General features: G+C 43.7%; 11 protein-coding genes. 10 read left to right on the top strand and 1 reads right to left on the bottom strand.

All coding sequences use genetic code 11. From position 1 onward, the window contains the following. Nucleotides 1-541: 541 nt before the first annotated feature. Entirely contained in the window at nt 542-1459 is a 918-nt protein-coding gene (locus tag H6G14_RS08875) for a polysaccharide deacetylase family protein (RefSeq protein ID WP_190566938.1), read from the top strand. 250 nt (nt 1460-1709) lie between these two features. Here the strand turns inward: H6G14_RS08875 and H6G14_RS08870 are convergent, their stop codons facing one another. Then, the gene (locus tag H6G14_RS08870) at nt 1710-6386 is read right to left on the bottom strand and encodes a glutamate synthase-related protein (RefSeq protein ID WP_190567008.1); all 4677 of its coding nucleotides are present in this window, start codon (nt 6384-6386) and stop codon (nt 1710-1712) included. Nucleotides 6387-7279: 893 nt separating this feature from the next. On the opposite strand from H6G14_RS08870, the gene H6G14_RS08865 reads away from it, so the two are divergent. The 9 genes from H6G14_RS08865 to H6G14_RS08825 all read left to right on the top strand — a co-directional run bounded on the left by H6G14_RS08865 (nt 7280) and on the right by H6G14_RS08825 (nt 16993). Continuing rightward, nucleotides 7280-9280, top strand: coding sequence for a phosphodiester glycosidase family protein (locus H6G14_RS08865; protein ID WP_190566936.1), 2001 nt, complete (start codon nt 7280-7282; stop codon nt 9278-9280). A gap of 278 nt (nt 9281-9558) precedes the next feature. Next, nucleotides 9559-9981, top strand: coding sequence for a phosphomannose isomerase type II C-terminal cupin domain (locus H6G14_RS08860; protein ID WP_190566934.1), 423 nt, complete (start codon nt 9559-9561; stop codon nt 9979-9981). 325 nt (nt 9982-10306) lie between these two features. Continuing rightward, nucleotides 10307-10645 (top strand): HesB/IscA family protein, encoded by a 339-nt coding sequence (locus H6G14_RS08855; RefSeq protein ID WP_190566932.1) that lies wholly within the window; start codon nt 10307-10309, stop codon nt 10643-10645. A gap of 97 nt (nt 10646-10742) precedes the next feature. Further along, entirely contained in the window at nt 10743-11126 is a 384-nt protein-coding gene (gene rpsL, locus H6G14_RS08850; RefSeq protein WP_006196398.1) for a 30S ribosomal protein S12, read from the top strand. 500 nt (nt 11127-11626) lie between these two features. Next, nucleotides 11627-12097, top strand: coding sequence for a 30S ribosomal protein S7 (gene rpsG / locus H6G14_RS08845; protein WP_010998477.1), 471 nt, complete (start codon nt 11627-11629; stop codon nt 12095-12097). A gap of 140 nt (nt 12098-12237) precedes the next feature. After that, nucleotides 12238-14316, top strand: coding sequence for an elongation factor G (gene fusA / locus H6G14_RS08840; protein WP_190566930.1), 2079 nt, complete (start codon nt 12238-12240; stop codon nt 14314-14316). 22 nt (nt 14317-14338) lie between these two features. Beyond that, nucleotides 14339-15568: an elongation factor Tu gene (gene tuf / locus H6G14_RS08835; RefSeq protein WP_190566929.1), complete on the top strand. Its 1230-nt coding sequence runs from the start codon at nt 14339-14341 to the stop codon at nt 15566-15568. A 255-nt stretch (nt 15569-15823) separates the two neighbouring features. Beyond that, entirely contained in the window at nt 15824-16141 is a 318-nt protein-coding gene (gene rpsJ, locus H6G14_RS08830; RefSeq protein WP_010998474.1) for a 30S ribosomal protein S10, read from the top strand. Between the two features lie 201 nt (nt 16142-16342). After that, nucleotides 16343-16993, top strand: coding sequence for an LON peptidase substrate-binding domain-containing protein (locus tag H6G14_RS08825; RefSeq protein ID WP_190566927.1), 651 nt, complete (start codon nt 16343-16345; stop codon nt 16991-16993). Nucleotides 16994-17011 lie beyond the last annotated feature (18 nt).

The raw sequence follows: 17011 nt of genomic DNA, 5'->3' as shown, positions 1-17011 counted from the left end.
AAGTTAAGAGGGACGAAGTTAACTCAAAATTTAATTTTTTCTTTAAAAGGTAAAAATGCTAGTTAGCAGTAAAATGTTTCTTATCAACAGGCGAACTTATACAGCATTCTTTAAATGAATGGAATATTGACATCAAATAATAGTAATTTATCGATTTGACAATACTGATAATTTGATGACTTTTCATGTCTTAGCTTAAGTGTTTATTTACAGTGTCTAAAAGCCAGGGTCTAATTCATAATATTCGATAACTTTGATTCAAAGGCAGGAACATACATTCTACACTGTGAGGATAGGTTTATTTTGATATTAAATAATAGGAGTTTTTACATAGGCTAGTAGCCTATCATATCGCCCATTTTAGCTGATGAAGCTAGGTCAAATTAGCTATAGCTGGTGTATTTTTAAATTTCTTTTAATTTGTATTAAAAATTTCAGGATTAATAGAAATTAGCTCAGTATCTAAATATTGATACAGAGATGTATGCAACATTACAGTCGTCATCGTCACAAATGATTCTACCCCTGAAGGAGCTATGAAGTGGAAAACAATAAGTCTTTTCTTTGGCCACAAGGAGTATTATTTGCATTGTTAGCTCTCAGTGCTAGTTTGAGTCTTGGTGTGATGATGTTGCTCAAACCCAACGCATCAGATGCACAAAGCCGAGTCAATATCAATAATATCAACATAAATATTACACCCGCTAAAGCAGGAACTCGGCAGCGAATTGAAAAATTCAAATCGATGATGTTGACTAGTTGGCAGCAAGAAGCAAAAACTAAGGGTTTGTCTTATGCTGTTCCGGCACGTTTTCAAGGTGCAACTATTAAAACAGCAAAACTTACCCACGGACAGAAAGTCATTGCACTTACCTTTGATGACGGCCCTTGGCCTGAAAGTACGACACAAGTATTAGATATTCTTAAACAAAATAATATTAAGGCAACATTTTTTGTTGTTGGACAAAACGTAAAAAATTACCCAGATTTATTAAGAAGAGTGGTCGCTGAGGGACACGCAGTTGGCAACCATACTTGGCATCATTGGTATCATTTCATGAATCCCCAGGTAGCAGCTTATGAAGTTAATAATACAAGTAATCTTATATATCAAATAACAGGTGTGAAAACAGACTTATTTCGTCCACCGGGAGGCATGATGAATAATGGACTAGTCTCCTATGCTAGAAATAATAAGTATGCGGTGATCATGTGGTCATCAGACTCAGTTGACTACTCGCGTCCCAGTGTACCAAAGTTAATTAATAATGTGTTTAGACTAGCAAAACCCGGTGGGATTGTCCTTATGCACGATGGTGGTGGTAATCGCACTCAAACTGTACAAGCTTTACCAGAAATTATTGCTAGATTTCGCAAGCAGGGTTACAGTTTTGTTACTGTTCCCGAACTTTTAGAAATGCAAGATAAAGATGAAAAATTAATTGCCCATCAAAAGTAGTTGATAAATCCGTTATGAAAAAAGACGCGATATATCGCGTCTTTTGTTCAAATGAGTATGTCCCTGTCTCTAAATATTGCTGTATTAGTCATAAATAATTAGGACTTACGCATGAAAACGAAAAATCAAGGGTTTGGAGAAGGGTATAAGGGTATCAATGTTTAAAATCCGTACACCCCTATACCCTTACCCCCTTACACCCAGTCTCAACAGAAAACCTGGGTGCGTAAGTCTTACTAATAACCAATGATTAGACAGAACTCAGATATTTCTCTACTACAGCTTGGGGGTTAGCTTCTGGGCTTTCAGCCTCTGAAGGTGGTACTAACTGCCAGAACTTAGGCAAGTATTCCTGCCAATTTTCTAAGATTATCTGACCTTTTGGCGAACCTGTACGTTCTACATGAGCTTTAATTAAGTCTTGTAGTTGTTTCTCCCCGGCTGTGGTTAGCACCCGTTGAATTTTCACAATTTCCCTGTTAACTAATTCAGGAAATGAACCATCTTCGTCTAAGAAGTAAGCTAACCCACCAGTCATCCCCGCAGCTACGTTGCGTCCTACTTTGCCAAGGACGACAATTGTGCCACCTGTCATATACTCGCAGCAGTGATCACCTGTACCTTCAATCACGGCTACACCTTTAGAGTTGCGGACAGCAAAGCGTTCTCCGCCTAAACCATTGGCAAATAATACCCCACCAGTAGCACCGTAGAGACAGGTATTACCCACAATGACGTTTTGTGCAGGATCATAAGTAGCCTCTGCTGGTGGCTTGATGATAATTTCACCACCGTGCATTCCTTTACCTACGTAGTCGTTGGCTTCTCCCTCCAGCGTGAGAATGATTCCAGGGAGGTTGAAAGCACCAAAGCTTTGACCGACACTACCTGTGAAATTAAGGTTAATTTGTCCCTCAAAACCACTATCACCGTATTGAGAAGCGATCGCCCCAGCTAGTCTCGCCCCCAATGTTCTGTCAGTATTGACTATAGGTAAAGTCTTGGTAACAGCAGACTGGTTGCGAATGGCTGCTTGAATGTCGAGATCAGCCAGTAATTGGTCATCCACAACGGGGCCGTTGCTGTGGACTTCTTCATGTACCAACCAACTCCGATTTTCTCTGGTGTCTGGTAGTTGGAGTAAGCAGTTGAGGTTGATAGCTTGGGTTTTGGTTAGTTTTGCGTCCTGGCGTGTTGTCAAAATATCAGCCCGGCCGATGATTTCCGACAAAGAACGATAGCCGAGTTTAGCTAACAGATGACGCACTTCTTCCGCAACGAAGTAGAAGAAGTTGACAACGTGTTCGGGGATACCTGTAAAGCGTTTGCGTAATTCTTCTTTTTGGGAAGCAACGCCCACAGGACAGTTATTGGTGTGGCAGATTCTCGCCATAATACAGCCTTCTGCAATCATGGCGATGGAACCGAAGCCAAATTCCTCTGCACCCATCAACGCACCAATTAACACGTCCCAACCACTCTTGAGACCGCCATCTACACGTAAGACCACGCGATCGCGCAGACTATTTTCCATCAACACCCGATGCACTTCACTCAAGCCCAGTTCCCAAGGCGAACCGGCGTGCTTAATTGATGAGAGTGGTGATGCACCTGTACCACCATCATGACCAGAAATTTGGATGATATCCGCGTTGGCTTTCGCCACACCGGCCGCGATTGTCCCAATACCAATCTCCGCTACTAGTTTCACCGATACTTGGGCTTTGGGGTTGATTTGGTGTAGGTCAAAAATCAACTGTGCTAAGTCTTCAATGGAATAAATATCGTGGTGCGGTGGTGGTGAAATCAAGGTGACACCGGGCTTAGACCGCCGTAACATGGCAATGTAAGGACTCACCTTTGGCCCTGGTAGCTGTCCACCTTCCCCTGGTTTTGCACCTTGGGCAATTTTGATTTCGATTTGTTTGGCGCTGGCTAAATACTCTGGTGTGACACCAAAGCGTCCTGATGCGACTTGCTTGATGGCGCTAGAGGCTGTGTCTCCATTCCGCAAACCTCGCAAATGGGGGAGAGTTGGAGAGTGTCCCAATGAATCCACATCATCCAACACTTTGTAACGTACTGGGTCTTCTCCACCTTCCCCAGAATTGGATTTACCACCAATCCGGTTCATGGCGATCGCTAATACTTCATGGGCTTCCCGTGACAATGCACCCAAGGACATCCCCCCAGTACAGAAGCGCTTGACAATATCGCTGACTGATTCTACTTCTTCTAGAGATATGGGGGTGCGATCGCTGTGGAAGTCTAGCAAGTCTCGTAAGGCTGTAATTGGTCTACCTTGTAAGTACTGCTTGTAAACTTCGTAGTGGTCGTATTTCTTCCCATCTACAGCCTCATGCAGCGCTTTTGCCAGTTTGGGATTGTTCATGTGGTACTCGCCGGTGGGGCGGTAGTTGACAAACCCCAAGTTTTCCAACTTGTGGGTTGCTAGTTCTGGGAAAGCCTTGCTGTGGATGGACAGGACTTCTTGGGCTAACTCGCTGACACTCAAACCACCGATGCGAGAAGCTGTTCCTTGGAATCCCAAAGCTAACAAATCGCCACCAATCCCGATAGCTTCAAAAATCTGCGCTGCTTGATAGCTGGCGAGCAGCGAAATTCCCATCTTCGAGAGGATCTTCAACAAACCCGACTCTACAGCTTTACGATAGTTGGCGATCGCTTGTTCCAATGAAAGGCTTGTGATTTTACCCCGTTCCATGAACTGTTGGGTTGCGGGATCTGACCACCAATTCCGCACAGTATCCAAAGTCATGTAAGGACAAATAGCGCCTGCACCATAGCCAATTAAACAAGCAAAATGGTGTGTACTCCAGCATTGAGCCGTATCGACAATTAAAGATGTCTTCGTTCGCAATCCTTCCCGAATTAGGTAGTGATGCACTGCACCTACAGCTAATAGGGGAGGAATGTAACTATATTCTGTGCTGATACCTGCGCCTGCGCGATCGCTTAAAACGAGAATTTTCGCACCGGCCCGGACTGATTCCGCCGCTTGTTGTTGCAAGGCTAGGACTGCTGCTTTGAGACCATCTGGCCCATTGGCGATCGCAAACAAGGTAGACAATTCAGCTGTAGCAAATCCTGATAGCTTAATTGCTGCCAATTCTGACTCTAATAGTACTGGCGATTCTAGCTTTAGCCTTCTAGCGTATTCTGGTTTGGGTTCCAATAAGTTACCCCGTTCCCCCAGTTCCACTTTCAAAGACATCACCAACTTTTCCCTTAAGGGATCAATTGCTGGGTTGGTGACTTGGGCAAAACGCTGTTTGAAATAGTCATAAAGCAAGTGGGGTTTGTCTGTCAGCACTGCCAAGGGGATATCATCGCCCATACAGAAAGTCGGTTCTGAACCAGTGGCGGCCATTGGTTGAATGACCATTTCTACATCTTCGGTGGTGTAACCAAAGGCTAATTGCTGACGCAGTAAGGTTTCTTTGTCAATCTTCGTGGTGCTGACATGACCGTTATCCGCTACCCGGTGACCGTTACCATTACCATTTACCTGACTGGTAAGCTGCTTGAGTTCCTGACGGTACTTTTGCAGCCATTCTCCATAAGGTTGCTGTTTGGCAATGCGCTGCTTAATTTCCCAATTCTTCAGGATTTCATGGTTGACTAGATCCACTGCAATCATTTGTCCAGGGCCTAGTCTACCTTTCTCAATAATGTCTGCTTCTGGGAAATCTACTACCCCAGCTTCCGAAGCCACTACTATATAGTCATCTTTGGTAATGAGATAACGAGCAGGTCTTAAACCATTCCGGTCTAATGTTGCCCCTACTGTTTTACCATCCCCAAATACCAGCAGTGCGGGGCCGTCCCATGCTTCTTGCAAACCACTGTAATATTCGTAAAAATCAACGATTTCGGGATAGTTACGCAAGGATGGTTGATTTTGGTAAGCCTCTGGCACCATAATCATCAAGGCTTCTAAGGGGCTACGTCCAGAATGCACCAATAATTCGAGGACGTTATCGAGAGTTGCCGAATCACTGTTCCCCATGAGAACTGATGGCTTGAGTTCATCAAAGCGATCGCCCCAAATGGGATGACTCAAGTTAGCTTCTCTCGCCATCATCCAATTAATATTTCCCAACAGGGTATTAATTTCCCCGTTATGACCCAATAGCCGCATCGGTTGCGCTAAAGGCCACTTGGGCATAGTATTTGTACTAAAGCGCCGGTGATAAACAGCAAAAGCACTCTTATAAGCTGGGTTTTGTAGGTCTAGATAGAATGCTCCCAAAACCGCCGATCGCACCATTCCCTTATATACAATAGTGCGACTGGACAAAGAACAAATGTAAAATTCTTCCGAGATACTTTTTACGGCTTTGAATAAACGCTTACGAGTAATAAAAAGTTGCCTTTCTAGTGCATCACCAGTGTTATCGGCGCTTAAAATAACTTGCTCAATTCGGGGTTGATTTTCTTTTGCCTGTATCCCCAATAAATCAGGTTGTACCGGAACTACTCGCCAGCCCAATACAGTAAATTTTTCTTCAGTGGCAATTTGTTCAAAAATGGCTTTAGCCTTTTGGGCAACTTCTGCATCCTGTGGCAAAAAAATCATGCCCACAGCAATATTTTTACTGGACAAAAAGTCTATCTGTCCTTGGGGATAATCTTGCTGCAACAACTCCCAAGGAATAGCGGTTAATATACCAGCACCATCCCCAGAATCTTGGTCGGCGCTACAACCACCCCGATGTTCTAAACAGGTCAAAGCCGCTAAAGCTTTAGCCACAATTTCGTGACCGCCATGATTTTGACGATGAGCGATAAAACCTACACCACAGGCATCCCGTTCTTCTACTAACCACCTTTGCCCTTGGTAGGTATCCCCTGAATTATTATTCGCCGTGATTTGTTGGTTTTGATGCGTCGAGTTATCATTCATAGCCTGTTCCTGAGATCGTTGAGTCACGAATTGCGCCACTGTTTGTGAGAAAAATTGCTAAATTTCGTGTTCTATGAATACATAAAATCACTGAAATTTAGAGAAAAAAAATTTTAACTCTGGCTTTTTACTACCCTGTTAAAATTTTGACGTTATGTTTTATGTGTTTATTCTATGGAAGAAAAAATTTCTGTACCTTGACAGTCCTCTACTTAATATTGTCTAGCTTGATATTTTCCCAATTTCTTTGTTTTAATTTTTCCAGCAAAGCGATTTTTGAGTGCTAGCGATCACCTAAGGTGGGGCATAGCCCATCGCATATCAATTTCACACTTCACTGTATCTTTGGCTAGAAATAATCCTGATTTAGCAGCAAAATCAGCGTAGTACAATATATACCCCTTTGACAATTACTAAAATATTTTCATTGTTGTGAGATAGATTTTTGCTGTTGCCTCTAAAGTCCCCACTGTGTAACCTTCACTCAAGTAGCAACAGCAGGAACAATGTATCAGTATCTAATATCTTATCCAAATATAATAACCAAAACTACTAAGCTGTCACGCATTTAACTTGCACATCTTTTCATGTTGGTCGTTGACAGTTGAACCTGAGTGTAGTCTACGGGTCAGCAATCAACAAACCATACAGGTGACCATGTAATTTAAAAGCGTAGTAGCTTATTTTTAGTTTTGTTATAACTAGTGCTAGTTAAAGCATTCAGTTACAGTGGTTTTTGCGGCAAAATTTTAGCTTGTCATCTTTAAGAGATAAGAAGCCAATATATATCCTATCACATTTACTACTAAAATAGCTCTTTATGTTTCAAGATTTCCACACAATTAGCTAACTAGGTCGTTGGGTGATAGGTTTCAAAAGTAACTATGTAAATTATGGACAAAATGACAAATTTTTGCCTACGAAAAAATCGCAATATTGTTACTAAACCATTAAAATACAGCTTCTTACCAGCTACTCTGTCCTGTCTAACCGCAGTATCACTATGTTTGTCTGCTGCCTATGCCACCAGCGCCCAGCAGCCACAAAAAATTGGACAAGTAAATGCACCTCGTCCAACATCGCCTCCATCAGTGAGATTATCTTCAGGTAGCCAAATTTCTCTCAATGGCCGTATCTTACCAGGAGCTTGGTTGCAGCAACCAAGAACAGCAGATCAAATAACAACACTGATTAGTGATGGCGCTCTTAGACAATTGATTGGCGTGGACTTATTAAACAGTAATGACCCATCTAGACAGCCAGTGGTGTGGTTTTCATCAACAACCCAACCAACAGTTTTAACCACTAGGCTTCAGGGCGGCTATCGCTATCTAGACATTACCAATCTTGCCCGAACAGCAGGATGGCAGATTCAATCCCAAGGTAACACATTAGCGATCGCCACTCCCCCAGGGCAAGTAAGAAATATTCGCTCCAGTCAGCGACCAGGAACCCCGATTGTGCCATCGTTGCCCGCAACTCGCATTGTTGTGGACTTAACCCGTCCCACACCTTGGCAAGTCAAACAAGGACAACCAATCAGACCTCCAGTTAACCCCAATACACCAGATGCCAAACCTCCTGCACCCACCCATAGAGAGTGGACAATCGTCCTTGATGGCATCGCTGATACAGGTTTAATTCAACGTTATACACCCCAACCAATAACGCCACCACCTACATCTGCACCAAATTTACTTAAACAATTACCGACACCGGAACCATTAATTACCAAAGTAGAGGTAGTAAATAACCAAACGGTGATGCAGCTAAGTGTTCCCTTAGCTTTGTCTCCTCAGGTTAGCACTATTAATAACCCCGATCGCCTGATTATCGATTTGCGTCCCGACCCCTTGCAACCAAGAGATATTACCTGGGCAACCGGACTGCGCTGGCGACAGCAATTTGTTAATTTAGGTACAAATCGTTTCCCTGTCGTCCTCTTGGAAGTCAACCCCAGGACTGTGGGACTCACCTTAAAACCAATTATCACTAACCCCGATACTTTAGTAGGCACAGCCCCCATATTGCAAACAGCCCAACGCTACCTGGCTGTAGGCGCAATTAACGGAGGATATTTCAACCGCAATAACCGCTATCCCTTGGGGGCAATTCGTCAAAATAGTCAGTGGCTATCTAGTCCTATCTTAAACAGGGGTGCGATCGCCTGGAACGATGCCGGACAATTTTACTTTGGTCGTCTCAGCTTACAAGAGACTTTAGTAACATCCAGTAATTTGCGAGTGCCAATCTTAGCCCTGAACAGTGGCTATGTCCAAAACGGTATCGCTCGTTACACACCAGCCTGGGGCAAGCTGTACACTCCCTTAACTGACAATGAACGGATTGTCATAGTCCAAAACAACAAAATCACCAATCAATTTCCAGGGAATAAAGCGGGTCAAACCAACTTTCCTATCCCTAATAATGGCTACTTACTGACATTACGTGGCAATACCACTATAGTAGTTTCACAACTCCCCGTTGGTACTGATGTGCAGATTACTAGCGCCACTACACCTGGTGAGTTTAACAGTTACCCCCACATCATTGGAGCCGGCCCCTTACTCCTCCAAAATAGTCAAGTCGTCCTCGATGCTAAAAGCGAACAATTCAGTAGCGCCTTTATTGCTGAAAGGGCTGTTCGTAGCGGCATTTGCACCACTGCAAATAATACCTTATTAATTGCCGCAGTCCATAACCGTGCAGGTGGCCCAGGCCCAAACCTAGCAGAACACGCCCAACTGATGAAACTCTTAGGCTGTGTAAACGCCCTCAACCTAGACGGTGGTAGCTCAACTAGTCTTTACCTAAGTGGGCAACTCCTAGACCGCTATCCTAACACCGCCGCCCGCGTCCACAACGGCATCGGGATTTTTCTTGAACCAAAATAGCGGTACAGATAAATAGTAGATAGTTGAAACTCCACATAACTTACCCTAATCTCTACTTTCCCAATTTAAAGCTGAGAATAAGCGGACGTTCTACTTGATGAAGAATTGGTATAAACCGAGAGTTTCAACTAATATTCTGTACCCTACCCAGGTTCACTTTGCTATGTTTAGCAAGGTGCTGCAAAACTCCTAATTTCACGGTTGTAAAATTCCCCTAAATTTTCCATCAATTATTTCAGAAGTAATGATAGTTTGTTTTGTCTGCAAATGAGGTAACTATGGCTCAAACTCAAGAAACCACAACAAAAACTCACGCTTTACCCCTACCTACTACCATTACTAGCCGTAGTGTTGCTGCAACTGAGTTGCGTCCTTGGGGTTCTTTTACAGTACTGGAAGAAGGACGTGGATATAAAATCAAACGGATTGAGGTGAAACCTGGACATCGCCTCAGCCTACAAATGCACCATCACCGGAGTGAACACTGGATTGTTGTCTCTGGTACAGCCAGAGTGGTATGTGGTGAAAAAGAAATCCTTTTAGGTAATAATCAGTCTACCTACGTACCCCAATGTACTGCTCACCGTCTAGAGAATCCTGGCGTAATTCCCTTAGTACTCATTGAAGTACAGAACGGCGAATATTTAGGTGAGGATGATATTATTCGCTACCAAGATGACTACTCTCGCACATCTAATTAAAGATTACTGGCAAACTATCTCAGTTTAATAACTTAACTACTAACTTTTCTCTGTGCCTCCGTGTTTAAAAGCTGTTCCACCACCAAGACACGGAAGCACAGAAAATGAATATTATAGCCATAGCCGGATAGATTAGCACACCAAGTTAAGACGAAACCCAAACAGCATAAGGCTTTTAAATCTGTCAACAGTCAACCGTTAACAACTATAAGATATCATTTGTGAGATTTTTCCCTGCTTTCCTGTCTTTTCGCTGATAAGTAAATTCTTTTGGCAACCCATCTGCAATACTAAGAGATGGTGTCTCCAGTTGCCCAAATTCGTTATGATTCATTTGAGCCAAGCCGCAGCCAGTGAAATCAATCGCTTAAAAGCAAAGCAGCGTTCCGCGTCCTTATTTAGGCTCACTGTTAAACCAGGTGGCTGTTCTGATTGGTTTTACGAGATGTCTTTCGATGAAAAAATCAAAGAAGGCGATCGCATCTTCGACATCAATAATACTCAAGTAGTAATCGATCATGCCAGCTATAATTACATTAATGGTTTAGCCATAGATTATTCAGAGGATCTGATGGGTGGTGCATTTCGCTTCCAAAACCCCCAAGCAATCGTTACCTGTGGCTGTGGTAATTCCTTCTCTACTGCTGCACCATCTAGTGTTTAACGAAATAATATGGAAGTTTGACATAAAACCACAAAAAAAGATATAATCAGGATTTGTTAAAACTTAGACCTACAAGCAGCTTCACGCGCTGTGACTCATGCCAACAATACAGCAATTAATACGCACTGAACGCGAAAAAGCGCGTCAGAAAACTAAGTCCCCTGCTCTGAAGCAATGCCCTCAACGTCGGGGTGTTTGTACCAGAGTCTACACAACTACACCTAAAAAGCCTAACTCGGCTCTACGGAAAGTAGCACGGGTCAGACTTACATCGGGATTTGAAGTTACAGCTTACATCCCAGGAATTGGTCACAACTTACAAGAACACTCAGTTGTAATGATTCGTGGCGGACGGGTGAAGGACTTACCAGGGGTAAGATACCACATCATCCGGGGAACCTTGGATACAGCCGGAGTTAAAGACCGCAAACAAGGTCGTTCCAAATATGGAACTAAGCGCCCGAAAGAAGCGAAAAAATAAACCAGGCGATTAATCGTGTTTGATTGCGATTAGTCGCTTACCCAAAAGCGCCTAATTCAGGCAAAAGAATCAATGCTTGTTCTGAAACAGTGATTGATTCACAGAATATATAATCTGTTTCTGAAAATTTGCTTAAGCTTCTACCGCCAACCTGCACTCAGCGAGCAAGTGTAGGCATGATAAAAAGCAGTGTAAACAACAACAGCATCTAATTATAAATATTTCGATATTAATAATGCTGTTTGTTTGTCTACTAAATCGAATTAGCCATCATGAACTGAGTAAATCAGGATAGATGAAAAAGGCTAGAACAAGAGGTTAGAAACTGGTGTTTACAAACCACTCAGCCCTTGGAACTTTTTCAAATCAGCAAGTCTCCTAAATTGGGTTTGCTACAACCGTAGAGCAAAAAAGCGGAATTATGAGTTGCTCTAGCACTCAGAAAATACGCTGTCTGATAGCATATAATTTCGTTGCCAAATCCGAATTAAAGGTAAAGTATGTCTCGTCGTGGTGTTATTCAAAGGCGGCCAGTCCCGCCTGACTCTGTATATAACAGTCGCCTGGTGAGTATGATCATCCGGCGGATTATGCGTCATGGAAAAAAATCACTAGCTGCGCGCATCGTTTATGATGCGTTGAAAACAATTGAAGAACGCACTGGCAACAATGCTTTAGAAGTTTTTGAAAGAGCAGTGCGGAACGCAACACCTTTAGTAGAAGTAAAAGCCCGCCGTGTCGGTGGTGCAACCTACCAAGTACCGATGGAAGTGCGTACAGAACGTGGTACTACCCTAGCACTACGTTGGCTGGTACAATTTTCTAGAAGTAGACCCGGACGGACAATGGCCAGCAGATTGGCTAATGAGCTACTAGATGCTGCCAATGAAAGCGGGAATGCGATTCGCAAACGGGAAGAAACACACCGGATGGCGGAAGCAAACAAAGCATTTGCACACTATCGTTACTAAGTACAAAAGCGGTATATCGTGCATCAAAAAGCGGTATATCGCGGAATTACCGTACACAAGTCGGTTTTCCCTAAAAGTATAGAATCTTAACAAAGAGTAATATACAAGATATCATGAGGCAAAAACTATAGGAGGTTATTGTGGCACGTACAAACCCGCTAGAGAAAGTACGCAATATCGGTATTGCGGCGCATATAGATGCGGGCAAAACCACGACAACAGAGAGAATATTATTTTACTCTGGAATAATTCATAAAATTGGTGAGGTTCACGAAGGAACTGCTGTAACCGACTGGATGGATCAAGAGCGGGAGCGTGGAATTACCATCACTGCTGCGGCAATTAGTACCAGTTGGAAAGATTATCAAATTAACATTATCGATACTCCAGGTCACGTAGACTTCACAATTGAAGTTGAGCGCTCCATGCGGGTGTTAGATGGTGTAATTGCGGTATTTTGTTCCGTGGGTGGTGTACAACCCCAATCAGAAACTGTGTGGCGGCAAGCAGACCGTTACAAAGTACCTCGGATTGCCTTCATCAACAAGATGGATCGTACAGGAGCGAACTTTTATAGAGTTCATGAGCAAATGCGCGATCGCCTGCGGGCAAATGCTATTGCCATTCAACTACCTATCGGTAGCGAAAACGACTTCAAAGGCATCGTAGACTTGGTGCGGAAGCGTGCCTACATTTACAACAACGACCAAGGTACGGATATCCAGGAAACTGATATCCCAGCAGACTTACAAGATCAAGTCGAAGAGTACTACACCAAGTTGGTGGAAGCCGTCGCAGAAACCGACGATGCTCTGATGACTAAGTACTTCGATGGCGAAGCACTGACAGAGGAAGAAATTCGCTCTGCACTACGTCAAGGTACAATTGCAGGCACTATCGTACCTGTACTTTGTGGTTCGGCCTTTAAAAACAAAGGTGTGCAGTTAATGCTGGATGCAGTGGTAGATTACCTACCTGCACCAACAGAAGTACCACCCATTCAAGGCACACTCGCTAATGGTGATACCGTTGAGCGTCGGGCTGACGACAATGAACCCTTAGCAGCTTTAGCCTTCAAGATTATGGCTGACCCATACGGTCGCCTTACCTTTGTTCGCGTTTATTCAGGCGTTCTGAAAAAAGGTAGCTATGTTTTAAATGCTACCAAGAACAAAAAAGAACGGATTTCCCGTTTAGTTCTTATGAAAGCAGATGACCGGCAAGACGTAGAAGAACTGCGTGCAGGTGACTTGGGGGCTGCTTTAGGATTAAAAGACACCTTAACTGGTGATACTATCACTGATGAAGGCGCACCAGTAATTCTGGAATCCCTATTTATTCCAGAGCCAGTAATCTCGGTAGCGGTTGAACCCAAAACCAAGAACGACATGGATAAGCTATCCAAGGCTCTGCAATCTCTCTCCGAAGAAGATCCGACCTTCCGTGTCAACGTTGACCCAGAAACCAACCAAACTGTAATTGCAGGGATGGGAGAACTTCACCTAGAAATTCTCGTAGACCGGATGTTACGTGAATTCAAAGTGGAAGCCAACGTTGGTGCGCCGCAAGTAGCTTACCGCGAAACGATTCGTAAATCAGTTACTAACGTGGAAGGTAAGTTCATCCGTCAAAGTGGTGGTAAAGGTCAATATGGTCACGTTGTGATCAACTTGGAACCTGGAGAACCAGGTACTGGCTTTGAATTCGTGTCTAAAATTGTCGGTGGTGTAGTACCTAAAGAGTACATAGGCCCTGCCGAGCAAGGTATGAAAGAAAGCTGTGAATCTGGTATTTTAGCTGGATATCCACTAATTGACGTGAAAGCAACGCTAGTTCATGGCTCCTACCACGATGTGGACTCTTCAGAAATGGCTTTCAAAATTGCTGGATCAATGGCGCTGAAAGAAGCTGTGCTTAAAGCCTCACCAGTACTATTAGAGCCTATGATGAAAGTCGAAGTGGAAGTTCCTGAAGACTACATTGGGAACGTCATCGGCGATCTCATCTCCCGTCGGGGGCAGATAGAAAGCCAAAGCACTGAACAGGGACTCGCTAAAGTGGCATCAAAAGTTCCACTGGCGACTATGTTCGGCTACGCCACTGATATCCGGTCGAAAACCCAAGGTCGGGGTATCTTTACGATGGAGTTCAGTCACTACGAAGAGGTGCCTCGCAGCGTAGCTGAAACTATCATTGCAAAAAGCAAAGGGAACGCTTAATTAAAAAAGGAAACGAGTATTCATGGCACGCGCAAAGTTTGAAAGAACGAAACCCCACGTAAATATCGGTACGATTGGCCACGTTGACCACGGTAAAACAACCTTAACGGCAGCAATCACCATGACCTTGGCAGCTCTTGGTCAAGCGGTCGCTAAAGGCTACGACCAAATCGACAATGCACCAGAAGAAAAGGCGCGGGGTATCACCATCAACACAGCCCACGTTGAATATGAGACCGCTAATCGTCACTACGCTCACGTAGACTGTCCTGGTCACGCTGACTACGTGAAGAATATGATCACAGGTGCGGCTCAGATGGATGGAGCAATTCTCGTAGTTGCTGCTACCGACGGCCCTATGCCTCAAACCCGTGAACACATCCTGCTAGCAAAACAGGTCGGCGTTCCTAAGCTCGTAGTCTTCTTAAATAAAGAAGACATGATGGAAGATGCTGAACTACTAGAACTAGTAGAACTGGAATTAAGAGAACTGTTGACAGAGTACGAATTCGATGGTGATGATATTCCCATCGTCAGAGGTTCAGGTTTGCAGGCTCTCGAAGTAATGACCAAGAATCCTAAGACCCAACGCGGAGACAATCCTTGGGTAGACAAAATCTACGAACTGATGGATGCTGTGGATTCTTATATTCCCGACCCAGAGCGGGATATAGATAAACCATTCCTGATGGCGGTAGAAGACGTGTTCTCTATCACTGGTCGTGGTACTGTTGCTACCGGTCGAATCGAACGCGGTAAAGTCAAAGTCGGTGACGTTGTAGAACTAGTAGGTATCAGAGATACCCGCAACACAACCGTTACCGGGATTGAGATGTTCAAAAAGAGTCTCGATGAAGGTATGGCTGGAGACAACGCTGGCGTACTACTTCGTGGTATCCAAAAGGCGGATATTGAACGTGGTATGGTATTAGCCAAACCTGGTTCTATCACTCCTCATACCCAATTTGAAGGCGAAGTTTACGTCCTCACAGAAAAAGAAGGTGGTCGTAAAACTCCCTTCTTCGCTGGCTACCGTCCTCAATTCTATGTGCGGACAACTGATGTAACAGGTACCATTAAAGCCTTTACTTCCGATGAAGGTGAAGCCGTAGAAATGGTGATGCCAGGAGATCGCATCAAAGTCACCGTTGAATTAATCAACCCAATTGCGATTGAGCAAGGGATGCGCTTCGCTATTCGTGAAGGTGGCCGCACCATCGGTGCTGGTGTCGTCTCCAAAATCGTCAAGTAGCACTGTTTTACCCTAATAACTAAGAGCAGAGAAGCTTGCGGCATCTCTGCTCTTTTATCTGAACTTAAATAAGGTACCGGGGACTAAGTACTAGAAAAAGACAAGAAAGACAAACAGTGATTTTTGTCTAAGTGTCCCAGTCCCCAATCCCCAATCCAAGTCAAAAAGCAAAAGTCAAAAGAAAAATCTTTTACCTTTTTACTTTTCTGTCCCCAATCCCCAATCCCCCATTCATCAGAACCTGGAAAATTTAAGATGGCAACTCTACAGCAGCAGAAGATTAGAATCCGTTTACAAGCTTTTGACCGTCGTTTATTAGATACATCTTGCGAGAAGATCGTTGACACAGCTAACCGTACTAACGCTACAGCCATAGGCCCAATTCCCTTACCTACAAAACGGAAGATATACTGCGTGCTGCGATCGCCCCACGTAGATAAGGATTCCCGCGAACATTTTGAAACCCGTACTCACCGCCGGATTATCGATATTTACCAGCCTTCATCTAAAACCATCGATGCGCTGATGAAACTGGATTTACCATCTGGTGTAGACATTGAAGTAAAGCTTTAATTAGTCAGTAGTCAATAGTTATTTGTTCGCCAACGACTAATAGCCCCTAGCAACTGACATTAGTAAAAATATTTACTCTGCCCTGAAAAATTTATTTCAGGGCATTTTATTTAGCCAGAAAACAAATGATAGAATGTAAGGAAAATACGGGAAAAGCAGAGAAAAAGAAATTTTAAAGATTAAATTTATACTCAGGTAAAAATGACATCTTCTTCTAGAATTGCCGTCCGCGAACTACCTCTGTTCCCGTTACCCGAAGTAGTTCTGTTTCCTACCAGACCATTGCCCCTGCATATATTTGAATTCCGCTACCGAATCATGATGAACACGATTTTGGAAAGCGATCGCAGGTTTGGGGTCTTAATGGTCGATCCAGTAAAAGGCACAATAGCAAATGTAGGCTGCTGTGCAGAAATTGTTCACTATCAGCGTCTACCAGATGACCGCATGAAAATGTTGACTCTGGGACAACAAAGATTCCGTGTTTTAGAATACGTGCGGGAAAAACCCTACCGCGTCGGTTTAGTGGAATGGTTAGAAGACCATCCACCCGCGAAGGATTTGCGCCCTTTGGCAACAGATGTAGAGCAACTGCTACGTGATGTTGTTCGTCTTTCAGCTAAAATTACAGAACAAAATATAGAGATTCCTGAAGAATTACCAGATTTACCCACAGAATTATCTTACTGGGTAGCCAGTAACTTATATGGAGTAGCTGGAGAGCAGCAATCATTACTGGAAATGCAGGATACTGCTGCTCGTCTAGAGCGAGAAGCGGAAATTCTAACTACTACTCGCAATCATTTGGCAGCTCGTTCTGTTTTGAAAGATACTTTTAATCCAAAGCTATAAGCTGATGTAGTGAAGTTG

This window comes from Nostoc parmelioides FACHB-3921 (genome assembly GCF_014696625.1).
Taxonomy (GTDB): Bacteria; Cyanobacteriota; Cyanobacteriia; order Cyanobacteriales; family Nostocaceae; genus Trichormus; species Trichormus parmelioides.
This window is presented reverse-complemented; position numbering and strand designations above follow the sequence as displayed.

Bases quoted from the DNA above. Each gene is read 5' to 3' on its own strand.
- H6G14_RS08860 (WP_190566934.1), top strand. From the start codon at position 9,559: ATGGCTCAAACTCAAGAAACCACAACAAAAACTCACGCTTTACCCCTA.
- rpsG (WP_010998477.1), top strand. From the start codon at position 11,627: ATGTCTCGTCGTGGTGTTATTCAAAGGCGGCCAGTCCCGCCTGACTCT.
- rpsJ (WP_010998474.1), top strand. From the start codon at position 15,824: ATGGCAACTCTACAGCAGCAGAAGATTAGAATCCGTTTACAAGCTTTT.
- tuf (WP_190566929.1), top strand. From the start codon at position 14,339: ATGGCACGCGCAAAGTTTGAAAGAACGAAACCCCACGTAAATATCGGT.
- H6G14_RS08855 (WP_190566932.1), top strand. From the start codon at position 10,307: ATGATTCATTTGAGCCAAGCCGCAGCCAGTGAAATCAATCGCTTAAAA.
- rpsL (WP_006196398.1), top strand. From the start codon at position 10,743: ATGCCAACAATACAGCAATTAATACGCACTGAACGCGAAAAAGCGCGT.
- H6G14_RS08870 (WP_190567008.1), bottom strand. From the start codon at position 6,386: ATGAATGATAACTCGACGCATCAAAACCAACAAATCACGGCGAATAAT.
- H6G14_RS08825 (WP_190566927.1), top strand. From the start codon at position 16,343: ATGACATCTTCTTCTAGAATTGCCGTCCGCGAACTACCTCTGTTCCCG.
- H6G14_RS08865 (WP_190566936.1), top strand. From the start codon at position 7,280: ATGGACAAAATGACAAATTTTTGCCTACGAAAAAATCGCAATATTGTT.